Annotated in this window: 24 protein-coding genes, 1 tRNA gene and 1 other RNA gene; 7 read left to right on the top strand and 19 right to left on the bottom strand. The window is 70.5% G+C overall.

All coding sequences use genetic code 11. The features are described 5' to 3' along the window. Positions 1-111: 111 nt before the first annotated feature. The 8 genes from fabF to FD678_RS11540 all read right to left on the bottom strand — a co-directional run bounded on the left by fabF (position 112) and on the right by FD678_RS11540 (position 6,761). Complete coding sequence (gene fabF, locus FD678_RS11505) at positions 112-1,368, bottom strand: beta-ketoacyl-ACP synthase II (protein ID WP_140723270.1); 1,257 nt, start codon at positions 1,366-1,368, stop codon at positions 112-114. 167 nt (positions 1,369-1,535) lie between these two features. Further along, positions 1,536-1,775, bottom strand: coding sequence for an acyl carrier protein (acpP, locus tag FD678_RS11510; protein ID WP_046981398.1), 240 nt, complete (start codon positions 1,773-1,775; stop codon positions 1,536-1,538). 156 nt (positions 1,776-1,931) lie between these two features. Further along, complete coding sequence (gene fabG / locus FD678_RS11515) at positions 1,932-2,675, bottom strand: 3-oxoacyl-ACP reductase FabG (protein ID WP_140723273.1); 744 nt, start codon at positions 2,673-2,675, stop codon at positions 1,932-1,934. A 78-nt stretch (positions 2,676-2,753) separates the two neighbouring features. After that, a complete protein-coding gene (gene fabD, locus FD678_RS11520) occupies positions 2,754-3,698 on the bottom strand; it encodes an ACP S-malonyltransferase (protein ID WP_140723277.1) in 945 nt (314 codons plus the stop codon). 292 nt (positions 3,699-3,990) lie between these two features. Continuing rightward, positions 3,991-4,773: a serine/threonine protein phosphatase gene (locus tag FD678_RS11525; RefSeq protein WP_140723280.1), complete on the bottom strand. Its 783-nt coding sequence runs from the start codon at positions 4,771-4,773 to the stop codon at positions 3,991-3,993. 69 nt (positions 4,774-4,842) lie between these two features. Beyond that, positions 4,843-5,808, bottom strand: coding sequence for a beta-ketoacyl-ACP synthase III (locus tag FD678_RS11530; RefSeq protein ID WP_140723283.1), 966 nt, complete (start codon positions 5,806-5,808; stop codon positions 4,843-4,845). An 87-nt stretch (positions 5,809-5,895) separates the two neighbouring features. Next, complete coding sequence (rpmF, locus tag FD678_RS11535) at positions 5,896-6,090, bottom strand: 50S ribosomal protein L32 (RefSeq protein ID WP_140723286.1); 195 nt, start codon at positions 6,088-6,090, stop codon at positions 5,896-5,898. Positions 6,091-6,248: 158 nt separating this feature from the next. After that, positions 6,249-6,761, bottom strand: coding sequence for a YceD family protein (locus FD678_RS11540; protein WP_140723289.1), 513 nt, complete (start codon positions 6,759-6,761; stop codon positions 6,249-6,251). Positions 6,762-6,874: 113 nt separating this feature from the next. On the opposite strand from FD678_RS11540, the gene FD678_RS11545 reads away from it, so the two are divergent. Beyond that, positions 6,875-7,444: a Maf family protein gene (locus FD678_RS11545; RefSeq protein WP_140723292.1), complete on the top strand. Its 570-nt coding sequence runs from the start codon at positions 6,875-6,877 to the stop codon at positions 7,442-7,444. A 7-nt stretch (positions 7,445-7,451) separates the two neighbouring features. Here FD678_RS11545 and FD678_RS11550 read toward each other — a convergent pair whose 3' ends face one another. From FD678_RS11550 to FD678_RS11560, 3 genes are read right to left on the bottom strand one after another with little or no spacing between them, the layout of a single operon-like run. Continuing rightward, entirely contained in the window at positions 7,452-9,311 is a 1,860-nt protein-coding gene (locus FD678_RS11550; protein WP_218569662.1) for a glycosyltransferase 87 family protein, read from the bottom strand. Further along, positions 9,308-10,285, bottom strand: a complete 978-nt coding sequence (locus FD678_RS11555) for a glycosyltransferase family 2 protein (RefSeq protein ID WP_140723295.1) — start codon at positions 10,283-10,285, stop codon at positions 9,308-9,310. The genes FD678_RS11550 and FD678_RS11555 overlap by 4 nt, the downstream gene beginning before the upstream one ends. A 29-nt stretch (positions 10,286-10,314) precedes the next feature. After that, complete coding sequence (locus FD678_RS11560; protein ID WP_140723301.1) at positions 10,315-12,159, bottom strand: ArnT family glycosyltransferase; 1,845 nt, start codon at positions 12,157-12,159, stop codon at positions 10,315-10,317. 61 nt (positions 12,160-12,220) lie between these two features. Here FD678_RS11560 and FD678_RS11565 point away from each other — a divergent pair, with 61 nt between their 5' ends. The 4 genes from FD678_RS11565 to FD678_RS11580 all read left to right on the top strand — a co-directional run bounded on the left by FD678_RS11565 (position 12,221) and on the right by FD678_RS11580 (position 16,781). Then, on the top strand, positions 12,221-13,147 hold the full coding sequence (locus tag FD678_RS11565; RefSeq protein ID WP_218569663.1) for an AAA family ATPase: 927 nt from the start codon (positions 12,221-12,223) through the stop codon (positions 13,145-13,147). Between the two features lie 196 nt (positions 13,148-13,343). Then, on the top strand, positions 13,344-14,300 hold the full coding sequence (locus tag FD678_RS11570) for a DUF58 domain-containing protein (protein WP_177497748.1): 957 nt from the start codon (positions 13,344-13,346) through the stop codon (positions 14,298-14,300). After that, positions 14,293-16,248, top strand: a complete 1,956-nt coding sequence (locus FD678_RS11575) for a transglutaminase family protein (protein WP_140723307.1) — start codon at positions 14,293-14,295, stop codon at positions 16,246-16,248. The genes FD678_RS11570 and FD678_RS11575 overlap by 8 nt, the downstream gene beginning before the upstream one ends. Then, positions 16,245-16,781 carry a Slp family lipoprotein gene (locus FD678_RS11580; RefSeq protein ID WP_140723310.1) on the top strand — a complete coding sequence of 179 codons (537 nt, stop codon included), beginning with the start codon at positions 16,245-16,247 and terminating at the stop codon, positions 16,779-16,781. Before FD678_RS11575 ends, FD678_RS11580 begins: the two co-directional genes overlap by 4 nt. Positions 16,782-17,096: 315 nt before the next feature. Here FD678_RS11580 and FD678_RS11585 read toward each other — a convergent pair whose 3' ends face one another. The 4 genes from FD678_RS11585 to dnaX all read right to left on the bottom strand — a co-directional run bounded on the left by FD678_RS11585 (position 17,097) and on the right by dnaX (position 20,428). Then, positions 17,097-17,447 (bottom strand): histidine triad nucleotide-binding protein, encoded by a 351-nt coding sequence (locus FD678_RS11585; protein WP_140723313.1) that lies wholly within the window; start codon positions 17,445-17,447, stop codon positions 17,097-17,099. Between the two features lie 101 nt (positions 17,448-17,548). Then, a complete protein-coding gene (recR, locus tag FD678_RS11590; protein ID WP_140723316.1) occupies positions 17,549-18,142 on the bottom strand; it encodes a recombination mediator RecR in 594 nt (197 codons plus the stop codon). 92 nt (positions 18,143-18,234) lie between these two features. Then, on the bottom strand, positions 18,235-18,555 hold the full coding sequence (locus tag FD678_RS11595; protein ID WP_140723321.1) for a YbaB/EbfC family nucleoid-associated protein: 321 nt from the start codon (positions 18,553-18,555) through the stop codon (positions 18,235-18,237). A 7-nt stretch (positions 18,556-18,562) separates the two neighbouring features. Continuing rightward, complete coding sequence (gene dnaX, locus FD678_RS11600) at positions 18,563-20,428, bottom strand: DNA polymerase III subunit gamma/tau (RefSeq protein WP_140723325.1); 1,866 nt, start codon at positions 20,426-20,428, stop codon at positions 18,563-18,565. 140 nt (positions 20,429-20,568) lie between these two features. Here dnaX and FD678_RS11605 point away from each other — a divergent pair. Further along, positions 20,569-20,661: transfer RNA gene (locus FD678_RS11605), tRNA-Ser, on the top strand. A gap of 211 nt (positions 20,662-20,872) precedes the next feature. Then, positions 20,873-20,969, top strand: an RNA gene (gene ffs / locus FD678_RS11610) — signal recognition particle sRNA small type. Positions 20,970-21,047: 78 nt separating this feature from the next. On the opposite strand, the gene moaC is transcribed toward ffs, so the two are convergent. Genes moaC through FD678_RS11630 form a run of 4 tightly spaced genes read right to left on the bottom strand, consistent with a single transcriptional unit; the run spans position 21,048 to position 24,132 of the window. Next, positions 21,048-21,536, bottom strand: a complete 489-nt coding sequence (gene moaC / locus FD678_RS11615; RefSeq protein ID WP_140723328.1) for a cyclic pyranopterin monophosphate synthase MoaC — start codon at positions 21,534-21,536, stop codon at positions 21,048-21,050. A 42-nt stretch (positions 21,537-21,578) separates the two neighbouring features. Beyond that, positions 21,579-22,604 carry a GTP 3',8-cyclase MoaA gene (gene moaA / locus FD678_RS11620; RefSeq protein WP_140723331.1) on the bottom strand — a complete coding sequence of 342 codons (1,026 nt, stop codon included), beginning with the start codon at positions 22,602-22,604 and terminating at the stop codon, positions 21,579-21,581. Beyond that, the gene (locus tag FD678_RS11625; protein WP_140723334.1) at positions 22,601-23,359 is read right to left on the bottom strand and encodes an MBL fold metallo-hydrolase; all 759 of its coding nucleotides are present in this window, start codon (positions 23,357-23,359) and stop codon (positions 22,601-22,603) included. Before FD678_RS11625 ends, moaA begins: the two co-directional genes overlap by 4 nt. Next, positions 23,359-24,132, bottom strand: coding sequence for a 3-deoxy-D-manno-octulosonic acid kinase (locus tag FD678_RS11630; RefSeq protein ID WP_218569664.1), 774 nt, complete (start codon positions 24,130-24,132; stop codon positions 23,359-23,361). The genes FD678_RS11625 and FD678_RS11630 overlap by 1 nt, the downstream gene beginning before the upstream one ends. Between the last annotated feature and the right edge of the window lie 84 nt (positions 24,133-24,216).

The raw sequence follows: 24,216 nt of genomic DNA on the forward strand, positions 1-24,216 counted from the left end.
CTCGCGCGGTCGAGCATCGCAGGGAGCCATGCCTGCCCGTCCACGCCGGCGGCGGACGTCCAAGGCACGCGCATGCGCGATGCGCGTGCCTCGCCCCGGAGGAAAGGGGGCTCAGATACGCTTGAATACCAGCGTGCCGTTGGTGCCGCCGAAGCCGAAGCCGTTGGACATCACCACGTCCAGCTTGGCCTGGCGCGCCACGTTCGGCACGTAGTCCAGGTCGCAGCCTTCGCCGGGCTGGTCCAGGTTGATGGTCGGCGGGACGATGCCGTCGCGCAGGGCCAGCACCGAGAAGATCGCCTCGGCGCCGCCGGCGGCACCGAGCAGGTGGCCGGTCATCGACTTGGTCGAGCTGACCATGGTCTTGTAGGCGTGGTCGCCGAGCGCGACCTTGATCGCGTCGCTCTCGCCGAGGTCGCCGATCGGGGTCGAGGTGCCGTGCGCGTTGATGTAGTCGACCTGCTCGGGGCTGATCCCGGCGTCCTTCATCGCGATCCGCATGCAGCGGCTGGCGCCCTCGCCGCTCGGCGCGGTCATGTGGTACGCATCGGAGGTGGCGCCGTAGCCGGCCAGCTCGCAGTAGATGCGCGCACCGCGCGCCTTGGCGTGTTCGTATTCCTCCAGCACCAGGATGCCGGCGCCGTCGCCGAGCACGAAGCCGTCGCGGTCCTTGTCCCACGGGCGGGAGGCGCGGGTCGGCTCGTCGTTGCGGGTCGACATCGCCTTCATCGCGCAGAAGCCGCCGACCGCGGTCGGCGAGGAGCCGCGCTCGGCGCCGCCGGCCAGCATCACGTCGGCCTCGCCGTACTGGATCATCCGCATCGCGGTGCCGATCGAGTGGTTGGAGGTGGCGCAGGCCGAGACCGCCGAGAACGACGGCCCCTTCAGGCCGGCGATGATGCTCAGCTGGCCCGGCAGCATGTTGATGATGGTCGAGGGCACGTAGAAGGGCGAGATCTTCTTGCCCTCGTGGAAATCGATGGTCTGCTCCTCGATCCCGAGCAGGCCGCCGATGCCCGAGCCGACGATCGCGCCGATCCGTTCGGCGTTGCTCTCGTCGATCTCCAGGCCGGCGTCGTGCAGCGCCATGAAACCCGCGCCGAGGCCGTAGTGGATGAACGAGTCCATCTTCTTGGCGTCCTTGCCGCTGACCCGGTACTTGCCGAACAGCGGGTTCTCGGCGGTGATGTCGAAGTCCTTGACCTGCCCGGCGATCTTGGTGGTGAAGCGCTCCAGGTAGGCGTCGGCGACGTCCACCAGCGGAGCGATACCGGAGCGGCCCTCGATGATGCCCTGCCAGCTGCTGGCCAGGTCATTGCCCAGCGGCGACACGATGCCCATGCCGGTAACGACGACGCGACGACTCATTCGGATCTCCTCACCACGATGCGGAAGCGCGAATCCTTCGCGGGAGCACGGCGCATCCATGCACCGGGGTTTAAACGTGCGTTGGTTCAAAAACACAGGGCCGCATCAGCGGCCCCATGGGATTGTCGCAGGCGGCTGCACACGCGCTTGCGGCAAGTGACGACGCATCAGCTCTTGACGTGAGCCTTGACGTAGTCGATGGCCTGCTGGACCGAGGTGATCTTCTCGGCCTCTTCGTCCGGGATCTCGCACTCGAACTCTTCTTCCAGGGCCATCACCAGCTCAACGGTGTCCAGGGAGTCCGCACCGAGGTCATCGACGAACGATGCGCTGTTGGTGACTTCCTCTTCCTTGACGCCAAGCTGTTCGACGACGATTTTCTTGACGCGTTCTTCGATGGTGCTCATTGGGTTATCGCTCCAGATGGAGTAGTGGTGGTTCAGGAACGCCATCGGGCTGCGATGGCCGCGTTGGATAGTGTAGTGGAAAGCGCCGGGTCGATGAATGCCTGAAAATTTCCGGCCGATCAACGACTTGCAGCGCGATCCCGGCGCCGGCGCCACTCAGGGCATGTACATGCCGCCGTTGACGTGCAAGGTCTCGCCGGTGATGTACTTGGCCGAGGGCCCGGCCAGGAACGCCACCGCGGCGGCGATGTCGGCGGGCTCGCCGAGGTGGCCCAGCGCGATCTGCTCGAGCAGCGCCTTGCGCGTTTCCTCCGGCAGCGCCTTGGTCATGTCGGTGTCGATGAAGCCGGGCGCCACGACGTTGACGGTGACGCCGCGCGAGCCGATCTCCTTCGCCAGCGACTTGGAGAAGGCGATGATGCCGGCCTTGGCCGCGGCGTAGTTGGTCTGGCCCGGGTTGCCGGTCACGCCGACCACCGAGGCGATGTTGATGATGCGGCCCTTGCGCGCCTTCATCATGCCGCGCATGACCGCCTTGGCGGTGCGGTAGACGCTGGTCAGGTTGGTGTCGAGGATCGACTGCCAGTCCTCGTCCTTCATCCGCATCAGCAGGTTGTCGCGGGTGATGCCGGCGTTGTTGACCAGGATCGAGACCGGGCCGAACTCCTTGCCGATCGCCTCGACCAGCGCGTCGATCGCCGCCGGGTCGGTCACGTTCAGTTCGCGGCCGTGGCCGCCCAGCGCCGCCAGGCGCTCGCCGATGGCCTTGGCGCCGGACTCGGACGTGGCGGTGCCGACGACGACGGCGCCCTGGGCGGCCAGCTCGTCGGCGATGGCGGCACCGATGCCACGGCTGGCGCCGGTGACCAGCGCGATCTCTCCCTGCAGGGGCTTGCTCATGTGGGGGTTCCTCGATGGACGTCGGGACGGTACGGATGCCGTCGGGCGATGCGGCGCAGCCGCCTCAGCTCCGTGTGTTCAGTTGGACCACTCGGCGCGAGCGGCATCGAATTCGGCGGACGTACCCAGCGCGCGCGCGTCGAGCGCCTTGTCGATGCGCTTGACCAGGCCGGTCAGGACCTTGCCCGGGCCGCACTCGGCGATGCGGGTGGCGCCCTGGGCGGCCAACGCCTGCACGCACCCGGTCCACTGCACCGGCAGGTACAGCTGCTCGACCAGGGCCGTGCGGATCGCCTCGACGCCGTCGTGGACCTTGGCATCGACGTTCTGCACGACCGGCAGCTGCGGGACGCGCCAATCCAGCCCGGCCATCGTCTCGGCCAGGCGGTTGGCGGCCTCGCGCATCAGCGGCGTGTGCGAAGGCACGCTCACCGCCAGCTTGACCGCCTTGCGCACGCCCTTCTCCGCCAGCAGCGCCAGCGCGCGGTCGACCGCCGCGGCATCGCCGCCGATCACGATCTGGCCAGGGGAATTGAAGTTGGCGGGGACCACCACCTGGCTGCCGGCGGCCTGCTCGCAGACCTCGCGCACCAGCGCGTCCTCGGCCCCCAGCACCGCGGCCATCGCGCCGACGCCGGCCGGCGCCGCGTCCTGCATCAGCTGCCCGCGCACGCGCACCAGGTGCGCGCCCTCGCGCAGCGACAGCGCGCCGGCGGCGACCAGCGCGGTGTACTCGCCCAGGCTGTGCCCGGCCAGCCGCGCCGGCATCGCGCCGCCCTGGGCCTTCCACAACCGCCACACCGCCACGCCCGCGGCCAGCAGCGCCGGCTGGGTGTACTCGGTACGGTTGAGCATTTCCTCGGGACCGCCCTGCGAGAGCGTCCACAGATCGGTGCCGGCACCCTCGGAAGCCTCGTCGAAGGTATCGCGCACGCCCGGGTGCAATTCGGCCAGTTCGGCCAGCATGCCCAAGGACTGCGAGCCCTGGCCGGGGAACACGAAAGCGAGTGTGGAATCGGTCACGCGAGATCAGCCTGCGAAAAACGAGCGGGGATGATACGGGCGAATGCGCCCGTTCGTCTGTACTGGCGCGTATGCGGGTGGCCGGGGCTCGGGAAAGCATCTTTGCCGGACCAGGCGGTCGAGCGACCCGAGCTTCTTTTGCAGTTTCGTTTTTCTGCAGGAGTGGCCTCGGCATGTCGAGGCCGTTCAGTCCCGGCAGAAGGCCGGTGCAGCCCGTCGGGGCTGAAGCCCCTAGGCGCTCGATCCGAGGCAGGCTTTCCCGAATCCCGAATCCGAATCCCGGCTTCCAGCCTCAGACGAACAGATTCAGGATGTCCAGCTCGCCGTCGGCGAACCAGTCCAGGCAGATCGCCGCGACCAGCAGCACGCCCAGCGAGGTCGCCGCGTGGATGACCAGGATCGAATGGGCCAGTGCGCGTCCCGAGCGCCCCAGCCGGCGCGCCAGCCTGGCCAGCCGCTGCAGGCGCCCGGTCACGGCGCGTGCGTGCGCCAGCACCGGCGCACGCTCCTCGCCGAGGGCGTCCACCAGCATCCGCTGAAGCACCCCGAGCCGGTCGTCGTAGTACTTCGCCACCCCGTAGCCGAACATCAGCCAGTCGCGCGCCTGCGCCTGCTCCAGGTCCATCACCTCGAGCGGGTCCTCCTCGAAGTCGATGAAGCCGATCGCCTGGCCGTCGTAGGTCATGTTCCGCGGCAGAGGCTGGCCGAAGTAGGCGCCGTGGCGATGGGCCTCGGCAATGGCCGCCAGCGCCTTGGCGACCAGCGCGTCGCGCCCGGCCTCGTCGGCCTCGCGCAGGCAGCTCGCCAGCGAGCGGCCGTTGTCGCTGAGCACCAGCGCGGCGCGGCCATGGCCGAGCACTTCGGGTACGTTGACGTCCTGCGAGCGCAGCTCGGCCAGGCGGCGGGCCTCGATCGCGCGCGCCTCGTCGCCGCCGCGGTGCGGCGGCGGACGCAGCGCATCCAGGCCCAGGCGGCGGGAAACGAAGGTCAATGCGCCCAACGCGAGGGCACGGCCGCCTTCGCCGTACTGTTTCAACCAGGCACGCTGCCCGTCGATGACAATGGGTTCTGCCATGAAGGTCCACTCCTGCGGGGTCCTCCACCTTGCGTGGAGGCCGCGGGCGCCGCACGCGCCCGCCGGAAATCAATAGCGCAGCAGCGCAGAACCCCAGGTGAAGCCGCCGCCGAAGGCTTCGAGCAGCAGCAGCTGCCCGCGCTGCACGCGACCGGAACGGATCGCGGTGTCCAGCGCCAGCGGCACCGACGCCGCCGAGGTGTTGCCGTGCTTGTCGACGGTGACGACCACCTGGTCCATCGACATGTCCAGCCGCTTGGCGGTGGCCTCGATGATGCGCAGGTTGGCCTGGTGCGGGATCAGCCAGTCGAGGTCGTGCTTGTCCAGCCCGTTGGCTTCCAGGGTCTCGTCCACGACCGAGTCCAGCGCCTTGACGGCGTACTTGAACACGTCGTTGCCCTTCATGAGGATCTTGCCGCCTTCCTCGAAGCCGACCGACACGCCCACCGGGTCCCACAGCAGCTCCTTCTTGCTGCCGTCGGCATGCAGGTGGGTGCTGAGGATGCCGGTCTCTTCGTCGGCCTTGAGCACGACGGCGCCGGCGCCGTCGCCGAACAGCACGCAGGTGGTGCGATCGGTCCAATCGACGATGCGGGTCAGGGTCTCGGCACCGACCACCAGGACGGTCTTGCAATCGCCGGAGCGGACGAACTTGTCGGCCACGCTCAGCGCGTAGATGAAACCGGAGCAGGCCGCGTTGACGTCCAGCGCCCCGCAGCCGGTCGCGCCCAGCCGCGCCTGCAGCAGGCAGGCCGTGGACGGGAAGATCAGGTCGGGCGTGGTGGTGCCGACCACGATCATGTCGAGGTCGGACGCCTGCACGCCGGCCGCTTCCAGCGCGCGCACGGCGGCTTCGTAGGCGAGATCGCCGGTGGTCTGGTCGTCGGCGACGATGTGCCGCTCGCGGATGCCGGTACGGGTGCGGATCCACTCGTCGCTGGTGTCGACGATCTTGGCCAGGTCGTCGTTCGTCAACACCTTCTCGGGCAAATAGCTGCCCGTGCCCGCGATCCTGGAATAGACCCGCTTGCTCATACCGTTTCCTGTTGCAGGGGCCGCATGCCGCGCGGCCCCGGAGAATCAAGCGCCGCCTGCCGCACCGGAGGCGGCAGGCGCCACGGCTCAGTCTTCTTCGACGACCGAGGTCTTGGTCTGGATGACCTTCTTGCCGCGGTAGTAGCCGTCGGCGGTGATGTGGTGACGCAGGTGGATCTCGCCGGTGGTCGGGTCGGTCGACAGCTGCTTGGCGCTCAGGGCGTCATGCGAGCGGCGCTGGCCGCGGCGGGACGGGGTGACTCGGGATTTCTGCACAGCCATGGGATTGCTCCAAACTCGGTTCGATTACTTTTGTGCGAGTCCCTCGCGAGAGCGCCGCACATTCCATGTGAGGGGACTTAAATTTTCTTCTACATCCTCGCGAGGACGCCGCGCAGCGATGCCCGGGCGTCTTCGCTTCCGCGCTGCCTGCCGCGGCGTTACTGCTTCTTCTTCAGCGCCGCCAGCGCCGCGAACGGACTGGCCTTGCCCAATTCCTGCTCGGTCGGGGCCCATTCGGCCTCGATCGCCTCGCTGCCCGGCGCCACCGGCACCACCGGTATCGCCAGGACCAGCTCGTCCTCCACCAGATCGGCCGGCCGCAGCATGCCGTCGTCCGGCACCAGCAGCGGCTCGTAATCCGGCGGCAACGCGGCCTCCTCGGCCTCGTCGCGGATCAGCCCCAGCCGCTGCGTCGTCTTCACCGGCAGCAGGAAACGCTGCAGGCTGCGCTGGCATTGCAGCGGCAGCTCGGTATCGACGCTCAGTTCGGCATAGGCCACGCCCAGCACATCGTCGCGGCCGAATTCCAGCGAGTAGGCACACTCGCCTTCGGCATCGACCAGGCTGCCACGCAACCGCTCCATCTGCGCCAGCGGGATACGGCCGTCGAAGCGCCTGCGCGCCGCGACCATCCGCCAGGCATCCACCAGTTCGGGCACGTTTGCGGACATAAGCCGCAGAATGTTAAGGACCCGCTCGCCCGCTGTCAATTCGCCAGGCCGGCAGTTGTGCCCGGGCGCGGCATGCCGGGAGACTGGTCGCTCCTTCGCGTTCAGGAATGTCCATGCGCCTGGTCCTGGCCTCCACCTCGTCCTATCGCAAGCAGCTGCTGGAGCGGCTGCGGCTGCCGTTCGAGACCGCCCGCCCCGAGGTGGACGAATCGCCTCGGCCGGGGGAAACGCCCGAGGCCCTGGCGCTACGCCTGGCCGCCGCCAAGGCCCGCGCCGTCGCCGGGCGCCACGCAGGCGCCTGCGTGATCGGCTCCGACCAGGTCGCCGGCCTGGACGGCCTGCCGCTGGGCAAGCCCGGCGACGCCGGGAATGCGCGCGCGCAGTTGGCGGCGATGTCCGGCCGCAGCGTGCGCTTCTTCACGGCGGTCCACGTCGTCGCCCCGGGATGGGAGGAAAGCGCGCTGGACGTGACCGAGGTCCGCTTCCGCCCGCTCGCGGCCGACGAGATCGCCCGCTACGTGGAAGCCGAGTCGCCGCTGGACTGCGCCGGCAGCTTCAAGTGCGAGGGCCTGGGTATCAGCTTGTTCGAGGCGATCCGCTCGGACGATCCCACCGCGCTGGTGGGGCTGCCGCTGATCGCCCTCGCCGGCCTGCTGCGCAAGGCCGGCTACCGGCTGCCCTGATGCCGGCTCAGCGCGCGGCCGGCGTCACCCGGCACCACTGGTAGGGATATTCGGTCTGCCCGATCCAGGAGGACATGCGCCGGCAGGACGCCACGTCCAGCGCCAGGCCATAGCGCGCCAGCTTCTGCCCGGACGCGGCCTGGATGGCCTTGTCCTCGGCGGCGATGTCGCGCGTCGTGCCGGGGCGCGGCACCAGCCGGCAGGCACCCGCCTGCGAATCGTCAAGGCGCGCACGCATGCCATGTTCCACCAGCCAGCGCAGCGCCCGGCAATCGTCCTGGTCGGCCAATCCGAGCCGCGCCGCCCAGGCGTTCATCCTTTCGACCCGCAGGGCCTTGCGGTCCACTTCGGCCCGCAGCATCGCGTAATGCCGCGGGCGCCGGGCCAGCAGCGCCGCCACCCGCTCGGCATAGGCGGCCGATTCGGGGAAGTTGGAGGCCACCGAAAGATAGGCCGCATCGGCCGGCAGCGAAGGGATCCGCCAGGATTGCGGCTCGTCGCCCACCAGCAGGACCGCGCTGCGGCCCGGTTCGGCCATCGCCGGCGCCTGCACCGCGAAGCCCTCGCGCGACCAGGGCTCGTGCCCCCAGTCGTTCCATCCGCCCAGCGAGACCAGCGCGCAGGCCCCGACCAGGCACGCCGCGACGAGCCGCGCCCTGCGGGCCGGGAAGACGTACTGGCAGCCGATCCAGGCCAGCAACGGCGCCAGCAGTTCGAGCACGACCAGGTAACGCTGGATGCTGAAAAGCGCTTGCCAGGCCAGGTACGCCACGCCGAAGAACGCCAGCAGCGGAAGCAGCGCGTCGAAACGGACGGAAGGCGCGACGCGACGCCGCACTAGCCAATAAGCCAGCCGCACCAGGGCCAGCCCGTACAGCACGGCCCAGATCGACTGGAACAGCGCGATCTCACTGACACGCCAAGGATTGAAGGTGAACAACAGCGGCCAGACCAGCCATTCGAGCACCCCGCGCGGAAGCCAGCGCGTATCCGCCACGGAAACAGGCTGGGCCATGGGCGCCTGAAAGATGCCGTTGAACTGCGGCAGCAAGGGATTGCCGAAGGTTTCCCAGAGCCGCCAGTACCAGGGACCGGCGAGCACGGCGAAGACCAGCAGCGCGGATGCCGCCATGGCCGCCACGCCGCCGAAGCGGCGCGACCAGCCTTCGCCGCCGGCCAGGCCGGCGGCCGCGAGGCCGAGCGCATAGATCGCATTGGTCAGCTTCAGCGAAACCGCCACCCCCAACAGCGTGCCCGCCAGCAGCCAGGCTCCCCGGGCCGGACCCGCGGCCGGCCGTCGCTGTTGCGCATGCAGCACCAGCGCCAGCGCCGCCAGCACGGGCAATGCCGTGGTGTTGTCGGCCATGCTGCCGCCGAGCTCGGACAGGAACGCCCCGGTGCAAAGCCCGGCCAGGGCCAGCAGCGGCACCAGCCGTTCGCGCTGCGGGTGCAGGCGCAGCAGCTGCCACGCGATCGCCGCCAGCGGCGCGAACGCCAGCGCATGCAACGCGCCGACCAGGAATCCCGCCAGCGGCGCCGGGCACAGCGAGGACAGCAGGTAATGCAGCGCGTCCAGCAGCGGACCGAAGTAGGTCTGCATCTGCGCCGGGGCGAGATCCTGCTCCAACCGGTCGTGCAGCCACGCGTAGCCGTTGTAGCGGTGGTAGTTGCGCAGGTCCCAGTTCGCGTCCTGGCCCAGCAGCAGCGACGCCACGCCGCCGATGAGCGCCACCGCGCCCACGGCCGCGGCCACGTTCGCGCGCGAACGGAAGGCGAACCGGCGGTCCAGCGCGCGCAGCAGGCGCGCGATCCACGCGCGGCTCCGCATGCCCTCGATCGACGTCGAGTGCGCGCCCGGCGCGCTCATTCCGGCGTCCTCGCCGCGCCGGCAGGAAGCGCGGGAACGGACAGGTACGCCAGGTGCTTGGCCTCGATCCGCCCGCGCGTGACCGTATCCAGGATCAAGCCGCAGGCCAGCAGCAGGAAGCCCACCAGCATCAACGCCACGCACAGGATCGCGGTCGGGAACCGCGGCACCAGGCCGGTCTGCGCATAGGTCTCGAACAGCGGGATCGCCAGCCCCACCGACAGCAGCGAGCACAGGACGAAGCCGATCGAGAAGAACAGCAGCGGCCGCTCGGCCTTGAACAGCTTGGCGATCGTGCTCAGGATGCGCCACCCGTCGCGCCAGGTGTTGAGCTTGCTCTGCGAGCCGTCGGCGCGCACGCCGTAGCGCGTTTCCACCTCGGCCACCGGCATCCGCAGCTGCAGCGCGTGCACCGCCAGCTCGGTCTCGGTCTCGAAGCCCTGGGCGTGGGCCGGGAACGACTTGACGTAGCGGCGCGAGAACACGCGGTAGCCGGACAGCATGTCGTCGAAGGCGCGCCCGAACAGCAGGCTGGCGCAGCGCGTCAGCAGCACGTTGCCGAAGCGATGCCCCGGCCGGTACGCGGCCTGCGCCTGGTCGCGGCGCGCGCCCACCACCATGTCGAGCCGATCGTCGAGCAATCGCCGCACCAGCTGCGGCGCGGCACCCGCGTCGTAGGTGTCGTCGCCGTCCACCAGCACGTAGATGTCGGCCTCGATGTCGGCGAAGCCGCGCCGGATCACGTTGCCCTTGCCCTGCAGCGATACCCGGTGCACGCAGGCGCCGGCGGCCCGGGCGTGCTCGGCAGTGCCATCGGTGGAGTTGTTGTCCAGCACGTGCACGCTCGCTTGCGGCAGGCTGACCCGGAAATCGCCCACCACCTTGGCGACGGCGGCGGCCTCGTTGTGGCACGGCACGATCACGGCGATGCGCAACCCGGCAAGGGCGGTTTCGTGCGAGGACGGGACGGACATGGGGGAACCGGGAAGGAAAGTGGACGTCATCAGCGCCGTTCGACCTCGAACGGCTGCTCCCACCAGTCCTCGACGCTGCCGTCGGTGCCGTGCAGGCGCAGGCCGAGCCAATGGGTGCCCGGCTCGAGCGGGCCGGCATCGAGCGCGGCCTGGAAACCGACGCGGGGATGGTGCGGATCGGTGGAGATCTTCCAGTACGGCCGCACGTCCAGCACGCTGCCGTACATCGCCTCGGCGGCCGGCTTGCCGTCGACCAGCACTTCGACCCGCGCCAGCCCGGTGCCGTCCTTGAAGGCCCAGCCGTCGACGGAGAAGCGTCCCTGCACGCGCTCTCCCGGCAGCGGCGCGTCCACCCAGGCCATGGCCGGGGCCACGCATCCGCCGGCGGCCTTCTGCGCCGGCAGCCGGAACAGCAGGAACCGCTGGTAGCCATGGTCGATCGACACCACGCGCGGCGGCGGCAGCGGCCCCACCATCGCGCAGACGTCGTGGTAGCGCCGCAGCAGATCGCGGTAGCGCAGGTCGCTGGGCGACAGCACCAGCAGGCGCGGGCCATCGCGTTCGCCGCGATCGAGCAGGTTCCATTGCTGCAGCTGCACGGTGCGCCCGTGGCGGTCGTTGAGCGGCGCCTGCAGCACCAGGATGTCCGGGTCCTCCAGCTCGAAGCCCAGCTCGGCGCCCACCTTGAAGTTGTCCGCCAGCACCTTCGTGCCCGGCGGCATCGCGGCCAGCTCCTCTTTCACCGCCGCGGCCAGCGGCTGCCAGCCGGCGAAGTTGCGCGGGTAGTACTTCTCGCCCGCTGCGCGCTCGCGCACGTGCGGGAACGACACCGCCAGGTAGTAGCCATAGGCGCCGGACATGCCCAGCAGCAGCAACAGCCAGGTCGCGCGCCGCCATGCCCGCCGCCAGCGCCCGAGCACCAGCGGCGCGGCCACCAGCAGCGCCAGGTAGCCGGGCAGCGGCCAGTGGAAGCTGATCCGCTCGGCATCGCTGAAGAAGCCGAACAGGAAGATCGCCAGCGTCGATATGCCGCCGAGCAGGCCGAAATAGCGCCATTGCGCGCGCGCGCTCCCGCCGCCGGCACGCGTGCCGATCATCACCACGCGCACCATCGCCACGGCCAGCAGGGGCGTGACCAGCACGGCCTGGATCAGCAGGAACCACGCGCCGGCCGACTGGAAGCTCCACGGATGCCGGTCCAGCAACTGGAAGCGCAGGCCCGCCTCCTGGTGGTCGGAGTTCCAGATCAACAGCGGCAACCAGGCCAGCACGCCCGTCATCAGGGCGATCCACACGCGCGGGTCGCGCAGCACCGCCCGTCCTTGCGGAATCATCGCCATCGCGATGAAGCCCACGCCGATCACCCCGACGAAGCGGTAGTGGCTCAATGCGCCGATCACCAGGCCGGCGGCCAGCTCCAGGGCGCTGGTCGCATCGATCTCGCGCAGCAGGCGCGCGCCGGCGTCCAGGCACAGCACCGCGGCCAGCGCCATCGGCACGTCCGGCACCGCGAGGATGCCGAGCGTCGCCGACAACGGCATCAGCAGGGTCAGGCAGCCCGCCTGCCAGCCGACGTGCGCGCCGAACCAGCGCGTCGAGATGTGCGCGATCAGCCACGGCAGCAGCGACGCGATCGCCAGGAACGGCAAGCGCAGCGCCAGCAGGTGGTGCCCGCCCAGCTCCACGCCCAGCCGCGCCAGCCAGGCGGTCATCCCCGGCAGGTCGGAATAGGCCGCGGCCAGGTGCTGGCCTTCCTGCCAATAGAACGCCTCGTCGACGAACAACGGCAGGCGCGCCGCGATCAGCAGCTTGACGGCCGTCACCAGTGTCCACAGGATCACGAAGGTGCGATGCGCGCGCTGTTCTCCCTGCATTGCCTCTGCACCCGTCCTCGATCCCGTGGGAAATGTGATGTCGATACCGCTCCGCCAAGGAATGCTAACCGATGCGCTGCGCGAAGCGCTGCTGCGCGCGCAGGCCCAGGTCAATTCGCTGCTGCTGGGCAAGCAGCACGAGGTGCGCCTGGCCTTTGTCGCGCTGTTGTCCGGTGGACACCTGCTGATCGAGGACCTGCCCGGCCTGGGCAAGACCACCCTGGCGCATGCGCTGGCCTCGAGCCTGGGGCTGAGGTTCCAGCGCGTGCAGTTCACCTCCGACCTGCTGCCGGCCGACGTGCTGGGCGTTTCGGTGTACGACGCGCAGGCGCGGCAGTTCCAGTTCCATCCCGGCCCGGTGTTCACCCACGTGCTGCTGGCCGACGAGATCAACCGCGCCCCGCCGCGCACGCAGAGCGCGCTGCTCGAGGCGATGGCCGAACAGCAGGTCACGCTCGACGGCGCCACCCACGCGCTGCCGGAACCGTTTTTCGTGATCGCCACGCAGAACCCGGTGGACCTGTCCGGCACGTTCCCGTTGCCGGACTCGCAGCTGGACCGGTTCCTGCTGCGCCTGTCGCTGGGCTATCCGAATCCCGAATCCGAGCGCGCCCTGCTCGGCGGCACCGATCGCCGCCACCTGATCGCCCAGGCCGAGCCGTGCCTGGACGAAGCGGCGGTGTTGCAGCTGCGCGCGGCGGTCGAGCAGGTGCATGCCAGCGAACCGCTGATCCACTACCTGCAGGCGCTGCTCGCGCGCAGCCGCCAGTACGCCGGCGTGCGCGTCGGCCTGTCGCCGCGCGCGGGCCTGGCGCTGCTGCGCGCGGCCAGGGCCTATGCGCTGCTGCTCGGCCGCGGGCATGTCCTGCCGGAGGACATCCAGGCGTTGTTCGAGGCCGTGGCCGGGCACCGCCTGGTCGCCGAGGCCGAAACCGCCTCCGGCGCGGCGCTCGCCAAGAAGATCCTGCACAGCGTGCCGGTGGACTAGGCCTGTTAACACCATTGAGACAGGCCACTGAGACAGGCCACGCCATGCCTGGGCGCGTGTGAGGCAAGGAAGAACGAGAGAGCTTATGTCGATGAGAGACCGAGTGATGACGCAGCATCGCACGCGCCCAGGCGTGGCCGTTCGGGTTGCCGGGCACGGCAACGTGGCCTATCTCGACAGCGCCAACAGGCCCTGAGTGGCTCCCGCGTGGCGCGACTGGATCGGCAAGGCCGCTCTGCTGGCGCGTCCGCGCGCGCCCGAACCGCTGCCGCAAGCGCTCGACCGCCATCGCATCTACGTGCTGCCGACGCCCTTCGGCGGCTTCATGGCGCTCCTGCTCGCGGCGATGCTGCTCGGCGCGCTCAACTACAACAACAACCCCGCGCTGCTGCTGGCCTTGCTGCTGGCCGCGGCCGGCATCGCCAGCGCGATCATGGCGCACCTGCAGCTGTCGGGCCTGCGCATCGACGCCCTGGCCGCCGAGCCGGTCGCCGCCGGCACGGCGCTGCGCCTGCGCGTGGCCTTGTCCAGCCACGACCATCGCGCCCGGCGCGGCCTGCGCCTGGAGCTGGAAGGCCAGCGGGCGTTCTGCACGCTGCCGCCGCTCGGCAGCGCCACGGCCGAACTCGCGCTGGCCACGTCCGTGCGCGGCTGGCGCGAGGTCGGCCGGCTGCGCATCTCGACCACGCAACCGATGGGCCTGGTGCGCGCCTGGTCGTGGGTATGGCCGGAGACGCCGTTGCTGGTCTATCCGCTGCCTGAGCAGGACGCCCCCGCCCTGCCGGCCGGCGAAGGCGCCATCCTGCGGACCCGGCCCGATGCCCAGGGCGAGGAGATGCACCAGTTGCGCCCCTATCGCGCCGGCGACCCGGTCCGCGCGATCAGCTGGAAGCATTCGGCGCGCCGCGACATGCTGCTGGTGCGCGAATTCGAATCGCCGGCCGGCGTGGAGGTCACGCTGGATTGGCGTGCGCTGGCCGCGCTTCCCCATGAACGCCGGATCGCACGGCTGGCACGCTGGGTCGACGAGGCCGAGCGCCAAGGCCGGCGCTATCGGCTGCGCCTGCCCAACCAGGCGATGCTCGGGCCGGGCCAGGGCGCCCAGCATCGCCACCTGTGCCTGCGCGCGCTGGCGCTGATGCCGCATGGCTGACCGCTCGCCGCCCCTGCAGGACAGCGCTCGCGCCTGGGTGCTCGCCACCGCTTGGCTGAGCCTGTTGCCGTTGCTGCTGCAACTGCCGGGCCCGCTCGCCTGGGTGTTCGCCGGCACCGCGCTGCTCACCGGGCTGGCCTCGTGGCGGCGCCCGCTGCCCACCGCGCTCAAGCTGTTGCTGGTGCTGGCGATGCTGGCGGCGGTGTATTGGCAGGCCGGCCTGCGCTTCGGCCGCGACACCGGCTGCGCGCTGCTGGCGGCGATGCTCGCGATCAAGGCGTCGGAACTGCGCACCGTCCGCGACGCGCGCAGCCTGCTCGGCTTCGCGCTGTTCGCGCCCTTCGCCGCGTTCCTGCTCGAGCAGGGACCGCTGGCGATGCTGCTGGCATTGGCCGCGGTGCTGTCGGCCCTGCTGTGCATGCAGCAGCTCGCCGACCAGGAAGCCATGGCCCGGGCACCGCTGCGGGCGCAACTGCGCGGCATCGCCCGGCTGGCGCTGCTCGGCCTGCCGCTGGCGCTGGCCGCGTTCTGGCTGTTCCCGCGGCTGGGCTCGCCGCTGTGGGGCATTCCGGAGCGCGCGATGGCGCGCCCGGGCCTGTCCGACGAAATGGCGCCGGGCGAATGGATCGACCTGATGGCCGACGACACGCCGGCGCTGCGCGTGCAGTTCTTCGGGCCGGTTCCTCCCGCCGGGGAACGCTACTGGCGCGGCCCGGTGCTGTGGGACTTCGATGGCCGCCGCTGGACCACCGCGCGCTGGCAGGCCGAGCGGCCGCCTCCGGCGACGCAGCCCTCGGCCACGCGTTGGGACTACCAGATCGACTACGAGCCCACCGACCGGCGCCAGCTGGTCGCGCTCGACCTGCCGCTGCAGGCGCCGCCCGGCGCCCGGCTCGACGCCGACCATGTCCTGCGCAGCGAACGACCGCTCAACGGCCTCACCCGCTGGCGCCTGCAATCGGCCCCGCCGCGCCAGTACCAGGCCACGCTTCCCGAGCCGCTGCGGCGCGAAGCGCTGCGCCTGCCGCCCGGCTTCAACCCGCGCACGCTGGCGCTGGGCCGGCAGTGGCGGCAGGAGGCGGGCGACGACGACGAAGCGGTGGTGCGGCGCATGCTGCACTGGATCCGCAGCGAGTTTGCCTACACGCTGGACACGCCGTTGCCCGGCCACGACGGCGTCGACGAGTTCCTGTTCCAGCACAAGGCCGGGTTCTGCGAGCACTTCAGCTCGGCCTTCGTGGTGGCGATGCGCGCCGCCGGCATCCCGGCCCGCGTGGTGACCGGCTACGCCGGCGGCGTCCGCAACCCGCTGGGCGGCTACTGGATCGTGCGGCGCATGGACGCCCATGCCTGGGCCGAGGTCTGGCTGGCCGGCCGCGGCTGGGTGCGGGTCGACCCGACGGCCGCGGTCGCGCCCGAACGCATCTACGACACGCTCGAGGACCGGCTCGGCCAAGGCCAGGCGGCCGGCGGCGCGGCCATCGAATGGCGCCTCGGCGACGTCGGCGACTGGCTGCGGCAGGAATGGAACGAACTGGTGCTGTCCTTCGACGCGGGACGCCAGCAACGATTGCTGCGCCCGCTCGGGATCGACCGGCTCGAGCCGGCCCAGCTGATCGGGCTGTTCGCCGCGTTCGCGGTGGCCGCGCTGGGCTGGATGGCCTGGCTGCTGGCCCGCGGCGAACGCGAGCGCGACCCGCTGCTGCGCGCCTGGCACCGGCTCGATCGTGGCTATGCACGACATGGACTGGCACGCGAAGCACACGAACCGGCGCTTCAATGGGCCCGGAGGGTCCACGCACAGCGCCCGGACCCGACCCTGATTACACTCAGCCAACGTTTCGTCGAGGCGCGCTACGCTGCCGCTGACGCCAACCGCCCGCGCCTGGTCAGACGACTGATCAAAGACCTGCACCGACATCGCCCGAGTACCGGAGCCTCACCATGAAGACCCGTTTTCTTCTTCCCCTTGCCGCCGTGCTGACCTTGGCGGCGTGCGCCACCGCACCCAAGCCGCTGCAAGGACAGTTCAGCGCGGTCACTCCGCGCGATGCGGTCGCCGGCCAGCCCGCCGTCGGCACGCAGGTGCGCTGGGGCGGCCGGATCATCGAGACCAACCCGGGGCAGGGCCAGACCTGCTTCCAGTTGCTGTCGCGCCCGCTCAACGGCAGCGGCCGTCCCCAGACCAGTTCCTCCGACGCCAGCGACGGGCGCTTCATCGCCTGCCGCGCCGGCTTCTACGACCCGGCGGTGTTCGAGCCCGGCCGCGACGTGACCTTCATCGGCCACATCGCCGGCTACGAGAACGCCAAGATCGGCGAGTACCAGTACCGCCTGCCCAAGATCGACGCGGACGTGGTGTACCTGTGGCCGGTGGTGCGCGACGTGGAGGTCGTGCCCGCCTACCCGTACGGCCCGTGGGGTCCTTGGGGCCCCTGGGACCCGTGGGGCCCGCGCTGGGGCCGCTGGGGCTGGTGGTGATCGCCACGCTGCCCTGCGCATGACGGACAACGCCGCCTCCGGGCGGCGTTGTCGTTCCTGCGGGATGCGCAATGCCTGCCCTTGGCTTCCTCGGCCGGCACGCCGGCGGGGCGGAGCGAGGCCCCCTCTGCGACATCGATCGGTCCAGGCAATGCCCGGATCGTTTCCCGACCGGGCGCGCGGTGGCGCGCCGATCCGCGCGGCCATCGACGGTCTTGCGGCGCGGCCTTGCCCGCGCGCCCATCCATCCCTGCGAGCCGTCGGCTCGCGAATCACGCGCCCTCATCACCCAACGGGAGAGGGATGGGGAAGCCCTTACGCCGTCCCGAAACGTCCTAGCGGCGCACCGGCCAGCAGGTGCAGGTGGATGTGGAACACGGTCTGCCCGGCATGCTCGCGGCAGTTCATCACGATTCGGTAGCCGTCCTGCGCGAAGCCCTCGCGGCGCGCGTACTCGGCCGCGGCCAGGGCCAGCTTGCCGACCAGGTGCGCCTGGTCCGGGCGCAGATCGTCCAGGGTCGGGATGACCTCGTTCTTGGGAATGAACAGCACGTGCACCGGCGCCTGCGGTGCGATGTCCTTGAAGCCCAGCACGTCCTCGTCCTCGTAGACGATGGTGGCGGGGATTTCGCGGCGGATGATCTTGCCGAAGATCGTGTCGGTCATGGGGAGGCCGGGATTCGGGATTCGGGATTCGGGATTCGGGATTCGGGATTCGGGAGAGGCTATGGGAGAGCTTCCCGCTTTTGCAAATCCCATCCCATCGTTCACGGCATCTCGGTGCGGCTGCCGAACGCATACGACAGCGTGCCGCGGTCGACGTACTCCAGCTCGCCACCCAGCGGCATGCCCTGGGTGAGCCGGCTCGGGCGCACGCGATGCTGGCGCGCCAGCTGCGCCAGGTAGTGCGCGGTGGCTTCGCCCTCGACCGTGGCATTGGTGGCGATGATCAACTCCTGCACCTCGCCCTGCGCGAGCCGTTCGGCCAACCGGTCCAGGCCGAGTTCGCGGGGGCCGATGCCATCCAGCGGCGACAACCGCCCCTGCAGGATGAAGTACAGGCCGCGATAGCCGGTGGCATGCTCGATCGCCAACCGGTCGGCCGGGGATTCGACCACGCACAACTGCTGGCGCTCGCGGCCGGCATTGGCGCAGATCGCGCAGACCTCGGTCTCGCTGAAGTCGCGGCACTGCACGCAATGGCCGATGCGCTCCACCGCCTGCGCCAGCGTCTCGGCCAGGCGCTGGCCGCCTTCGCGCTCGCGTTCCAGCACGTGGTAGGCCATGCGCTGGGCGCTCTTGCGGCCCACGCCGGGCAGCACGCGGAAGGCGTCGATCAGTTGTTCGAGCAGTGACGGCATGTGATTCGTGATTCGTGATTCGTGATTCGCAAAGGCAAGGAGCAAAGCCGCTTCTTGCGAATCACGAATCACCAATCCCGAATCACGGCTCCTCAGAACGGCAGCTTCATCCCCGGCGGCAGCGGCATGCCGGCGGTGAGCGCGCCCATCCGCGACTTGGACTCGGCGTCGATCTTGTTGGAAGCATCGTTGAACGCCGCCGCGATCAGGTCCTCGACCATCTCCTGGTCGGACAGGATGGACGGATCGATACGGACCTTGCGGCATTCCTTGGCGCCGGTCAGGGTCACGTTGACCATGCCGCCGCCGGCGCTGCCGGTCACTTCCATCTTGGCCAGTTCTTCCTGGGCGCGCTGCAGGTTCTCCTGCATCTTCTGCGCCTGCTGCATCAGTTGGGCGATATTGCCTCGCATCGTCGTATCACTCGTCTAAAGGTCGGATGGAATCGGGGACCACGCGCGCACCGTGCTGCTGGATCAGCTGCTGCACGCTCGGGTCGCCCATGAAAGCCTCTTCGGCCGCGCTCTGGCGCTCGCCCTGCTGCCGGTGGGTACGCTCGTGCAACGTCTCGGCGGCCACGGGGGCGGCGCCGATCTCGATCGCGATCTTCGGCGCGCGGCCGAGCGAGGCCGCCAGCGCGTCGGCGAGATCGCCGACCGAACGCTCCGACTGCAGGTACTCGAAACCGGGCGTCAACGACAGGCGCAGCACGTTGCCCTGGTGGCTGACGAAAGCCGCGTTGGCGGCGAGCTGCCGCGAAGGCCCGCTCAGCCCGCTGCGAGCGACCAGCTCCAGCCAGTGCTCGGCATCGGCGATGGCTTCCGCCTGCACGGGAGCCGGTGCCGGTTCGGGTGTCGGCTCTGGCGCCGGTACGGGAGCGGGTTCCGGGCGCGGCGCAGGCGGCGGCGCCATCGCCATCTCCGGCATGGCCGGCCGTGGCGACGGCGGTTCGGCGACCGGACGGTCGTCGGTCGCCCAGGGCGGCAGGTCGGTGGCCGTGGCGCGCTCGGCCGGGTGCGGAGCGTCCGCCGCCGGCACCGGCACCACCGGCACGGCGGCCTTGGCTTCCGTCGGTGCGACGGCGGGCGCTTGCGGCCTGGACGCTGCAGCCGCCGCGGCCGCAGGCGCCGCCTGGGTCGCCTCCCCCGTCGCGGCCGGCACGGGCCGCTGGCCGCGGCCATCGTCGCCGGTTCCCGGCGCCACCGCCCCCACGGGACGGAACGCCAGCATCCGCAGCACCGCCATCTCGAAGCCCGCGCGCGGGCTGGGGGCCAGGTGCAGGTCACGGCGGCCGTTGAGCGCCATCTGGTACCACAGCTGCACCACCTCCGGCCGCAACCGGCCGGCGAACGCCGCCGGGTCGAGGCCGTCGCCGGGCAACGCCGCGCCGGGCACCAGCTGGCTCACCTGAATGCGGTGCAGCGCCTCGGCCAGGGCCTCGAGCACCCCGTTCCAGTCCGGCGAGAACTCCGCCAGCGCCGCGACCACCTGCAACAGGCGCGCGCCGTCGCCGTCGGCGAGCGCGGCCAGCATCGTGCCGACCTGGGTACGGTCGACCGTGCCCAGCATCGTGCGCACCACGTCCTCGCGCAGCGCGCCGCCCGCGTAGGCGATCGCCTGGTCGAGCAGCGACAGGCCGTCGCGCAGCGAACCGTCGGCGGCCTTGGCCAACTGCACGATCGCGGCCGGGTCGGCCTCGATCTGCTCGGCCGCCAGGATCCGGGTCATCTGGCCCTGGATCTGGCCCTCGTCCAGCCGCTTGAGGTTGAACTGCAGGCAGCGGCTGAGCACGGTGACCGGCAGCTTCTGCGGGTCGGTGGTCGCCAGCAGGAACTTCACGTGCTCCGGCGGCTCCTCCAGCGTCTTCAGCAGCGCGTTGAACGCCGCCTTGGACAGCATGTGCACCTCGTCGATCAGGTAGACCTTGTACTTGCCGCGCGAGGGCATGTACTGGGCGTTCTCGATCACCTCGCGGACGTCGTCCACGCCGGTGTTGGACGCGGCATCGATCTCCAGCAGGTCGATGAAGCGGCCCGCGTCGATGTCCAGGCAGGCCGCGCACTGGCCGCACGGGTCGGCGCTGGTGCCCTGCTCGCAGTTCAGCGACTTGGCGAAGATGCGCGCGATCGTGGTCTTGCCCACGCCGCGGGTGCCGGTGAACAGGAAAGCATGATGAACGCGGCCGCTGTCCAGCGCGTTGCTGAGCGCGCGGACCACGTGCTCCTGGCCCACCAGCTCGGCAAAACGCTTCGGGCGCCACTTGCGGGCGAGAACGAGATAGGACATCAGGCAACCGTCTTCATCTGAACCGCCATTGTGCCATGGCCCGCCTCACCCACCGCGCCCGGGGACGCTTCATCTTGTGGTGGGACGCCGCGGCCGCTAGAATTCACGACCCCGCGCAGGCCATGGCCGGTGCGGGTCCCGGAGAGGTGTCCGAGTGGTTGAAGGAGCACGCCTGGAAAGTGTGTAAGCGTCTAAACCGCGCTTCGGGGGTTCGAATCCCCCTCTCTCCGCCAGATTCAAAGTGTTGGGATGGCCCAGTCGCGTGAGTTTCGCCGGCGCCTGGGAGGGGGTGAGAACCCCCGGGTTCGACAGGTGGCGCAGCCACCTGCACGGCGAAGCCGCCCGCAGGGCGAGGCATCGAAAGATGCCGAGTGAATCCCCCTCTCTCCGCCAGATTCAGCTTTGAAAGCCGCGCTCAGGCGCGATTTCGTGTCTATGGTGGCTCTGTCGGCCCCTCGCGACGCTAGGTCGAAAACCCCGCCAGGGCCGGAAGGCAGCAACGGTATCGATCGACGCGGGCGCCGAGGCCAGCCGGCAGGGCCGCCGCCTTTTCCGGATGCTGACGGGCGGGGCTTGCCCGGCAAGGCATCGGGACGGAAGTCCCGCCCGCGCAGCCGGCCTACTCCGCCCGCGCGAAATCGCGCTTGCCGCCCTGCTTGCCCAACAGGCGCACCGCGTCGATGACGATGTCGTGGCTCAGCGCCTTGCACATGTCGTAGACCGTCAGCGCGGCGACGCTGGCGCCGGTCAGCGCCTCCATCTCCACGCCGGTGCGATGGACGGTCTTCACCTGGCACGTGATCCGCAGCGTGGCGTCGTCCTGCCATTCCACCGAGAAGCGGCAACCGTCGATCGGCAGCGGGTGGCAGAACGGGATCAGCTCGTGCGTGCGCTTGACCGCCTGCGTGCCGGCGACGATCGCGGTCTCGACGATGCCGCCCTTGGCGCTGCGCATCGCGGTGTCGCGCAGTTGCCGGGCGACCTCGGCCGGAAACCGCACGCAGGCGCCGGCAAGCGCCTGCCGCGCGGTGGCCGCCTTGCCGGATACGTCGACCATCGCGGGCAGGCCGGCTTCGTCGAGGTGGGTCAGTTGCGAATGCTGTGGCATGGGATGGGAATCCAGTTCGGAAAAGCCGGGGGAGCGCAGGGCTCATCCCCCGATCAGGAACATTTCCACCGGCTTGCCGGTGCGGCGTCCCTGTTCGGCGCGCAGTTCGCTGTAGCGGTCGGCGCGCGCGCGCCACAGCCCGGCCAGGTGCTCGACGAAGGCGTCCTCGCCCTGCGCCAGGGAAGGCCGCAGGTCGGTGCCGGCGCTGGCGAACAGGCAGGTGTACAGGTGGCCGTCGGCCGATACGCGCGCGCGATGGCAATCGCCGCAGAACGCGTGCGAGATCGCGCTGACGAAACCGATCTCGCCCTGGCCGTCGAGGAACGCGTAGCGCGTCGCGACCTCGCCGCCGTAGTTCGGCGGCAGCGGCCGCAGCGGCCACTGCGCCTCGATGCGCCGGCGCAGTTCGTCGGACTCCACCACCTGCCCGCGCTGCCAGCCGTTGCAGTTGCCCACGTCCATGTACTCGATGAAGCGCAGCACGTGTCCGCTGCCGCGGAAATGCTCGACCAGCGGCAGCACCTGGTCCTCGTTCACGCCGTGCTGCACCACGCAGTTGATCTTCAACGCGCCGAACCCGGCGCGCTCGGCGGCTTCGATGCCCGCCAGCACCCGCGCCACCTCGCCGCGCCCGCCCGACATCTCGGCGAAACGCCGCGGATCGAGCGCGTCCAGGCTGACCGTCAGGCGGCGCAGCCCGGCCTGGCGCAGCGCCGCGGCCTGGGCCGCGAGCAGGCTGCCGTTGGTGGTCAGGGCCAGGTCCTCGATGCCGTCGATCCGGGCCAGGCGCTCCACCAGCTCCGGCAAGCGCTTGCGCAGCAGCGGCTCGCCACCGGTCAGGCGCAGCTTGCTGACGCCGAGCCGGACGAAGCCGCGCACGAGCGTTTCGATCTGGTCGAAGTCCAGGCGCCCGGCCGCATCCAGGCCGTAGTCGGCCGGGACCTTGTCGGCCGGCATGCAGTAGCCGCAGCGGAAATTGCAGGCCTCGATCACCGACAGTCGCAGGTCGTGCAGCGGCCGCCCCAGCCGGTCGCCGAGCGGCATCGTCGGCTGCGGCAGCGCGCTCATGCGGCGCCCGCCCGCTCCGCGGAAGGCTCGCGCAGCGCCAGGCACTCGCCCGGCGCCGCCACGCGGTGGCCGCGCGCGCGCAACGCGTCGGCGTCGCGCAGGCTCGCATAGTGGTAGAGCACCATCCGGCGCACGAGAGCCTCCGGGTACTCCCGTTCCAGGTCGTCCACGCCAGTATGCGACGGATTGCCGTGCAGGCCACAGTCGTGGGCGACCAGCTCGTCCTCGCCGGCGAACCGCGCCAGCACCTCCGGGATCGGCCGGGTATCCCCGGTCCAGGCCAGGGCGCCCTTCAGGCGCAGGCCGAACGCGGTATCCGGCCAATGGTGGCGGGCCGGGAACACCTCCAGGCGCACGCCGTCGTGCCAGAACGCATCGCCCACCGGGACCAGCCGGAAGGCCTCCCAGAAGTTCGCCCCGCCCTCGGCCAGCACGTTCGGGTAATCGCCCACGCGCCGGTGCAGCAACGGCACCAGCGGCGCCGGCACGTACAGCAGGGTCTGGCCGCGGCGTGCGGAGAAATAGCTGTCGACGAACAACCGCTCGAAGCCGCCGACATGGTCCAGGTGCACGTGGGTGACGAACAGCGCCTGCGGCATCGCGCCGTAGTGCTCGCGGTAGCGGGTCAGCCCCTCGCTGCCGCAGTCGATGGTCAGCCAGGGCCGGCCATCGCGCTCGATCGTGGCCATGGGCGAGCCGAGTTCGACCGCCGAGGCATTGCCCACGCCATGGAAGCGCAGCGCCCACCCGTCCATCAATAGCCCCGTTCCCAGGCCATGTCGTAGGCGCGCCGCAGCCGCGCGAAGTCCTTGTCGACCTCCTCGCGGCTGCGTTCGCCGCGCAGCTTCAACAGCGAGCGGTGCAAGCGGGCCAGGTTGCGCTCGCGCCAGCGCGTAGCCGGGATGCGCAGCACGCCGCGGTCGAAATCGATCAGCCAGCCCCGGCCGTTGGCGTCGAACAGGATGTTGTGGGCGTTGAGGTCGGCATGGTCCAGCCCGGCGCGGTGGAAACTGGCCACCAGCCGCCCGGTCTCTTCCCACGGCGCCCCCCGCCCGGCCACCAGGGCCCGGTCGGCGAGCGAACGCACGCCTTCCAGGCGCTCCATCAGGATCGCGGCGCGATACTGCAACCCCTCGCGCAGATAGCACGCGGCGATCGGGCGCGGCACCGGCAGCTTGCGGGCGACCAGGGCGCGCATCAGCCGGAACTCGGCGAAGCTGCGGGTGCGGTTGGCGCCCTTCCACAGGTAGCGCTCGCGGTTGAACTTGGCGACCATGCCGCCGCGCCGGTAAAGGCGCAGCACGCAGTGCCCGAACGGGGCATCGACGAACCAGGCGCCGCCGCGCCCTCCTTCGTCGACCGGGCGCGCCTTCTCGCCCCAGCGCGCCGGCGAGAACAGCCCGGCATCGGCTTGCCGCACGCGTTCGCGGTCGAACAGAATGGCCCCGTATCCGCGGCCTTCGCGGAACGGCGTCAGCGCTTCAGTGGCGTCGAAGGCAACCATCCCGTCGAGTCTAGAGCGTGTCATGCTTTTTTTCATGCCCGCGGAGCCCCCGGGGACGCCGCGGCAGGGCGCGCGGGCCAGCATCCACGAAGAACGCGCGAAGCGGCG

The sequence above is a fragment of the Pseudomonas sp. Hp2 genome (assembly GCF_006386585.1).
Taxonomy (GTDB): Bacteria; Pseudomonadota; Gammaproteobacteria; order Xanthomonadales; family Xanthomonadaceae; genus Pseudomonas_S; species Pseudomonas_S boreopolis.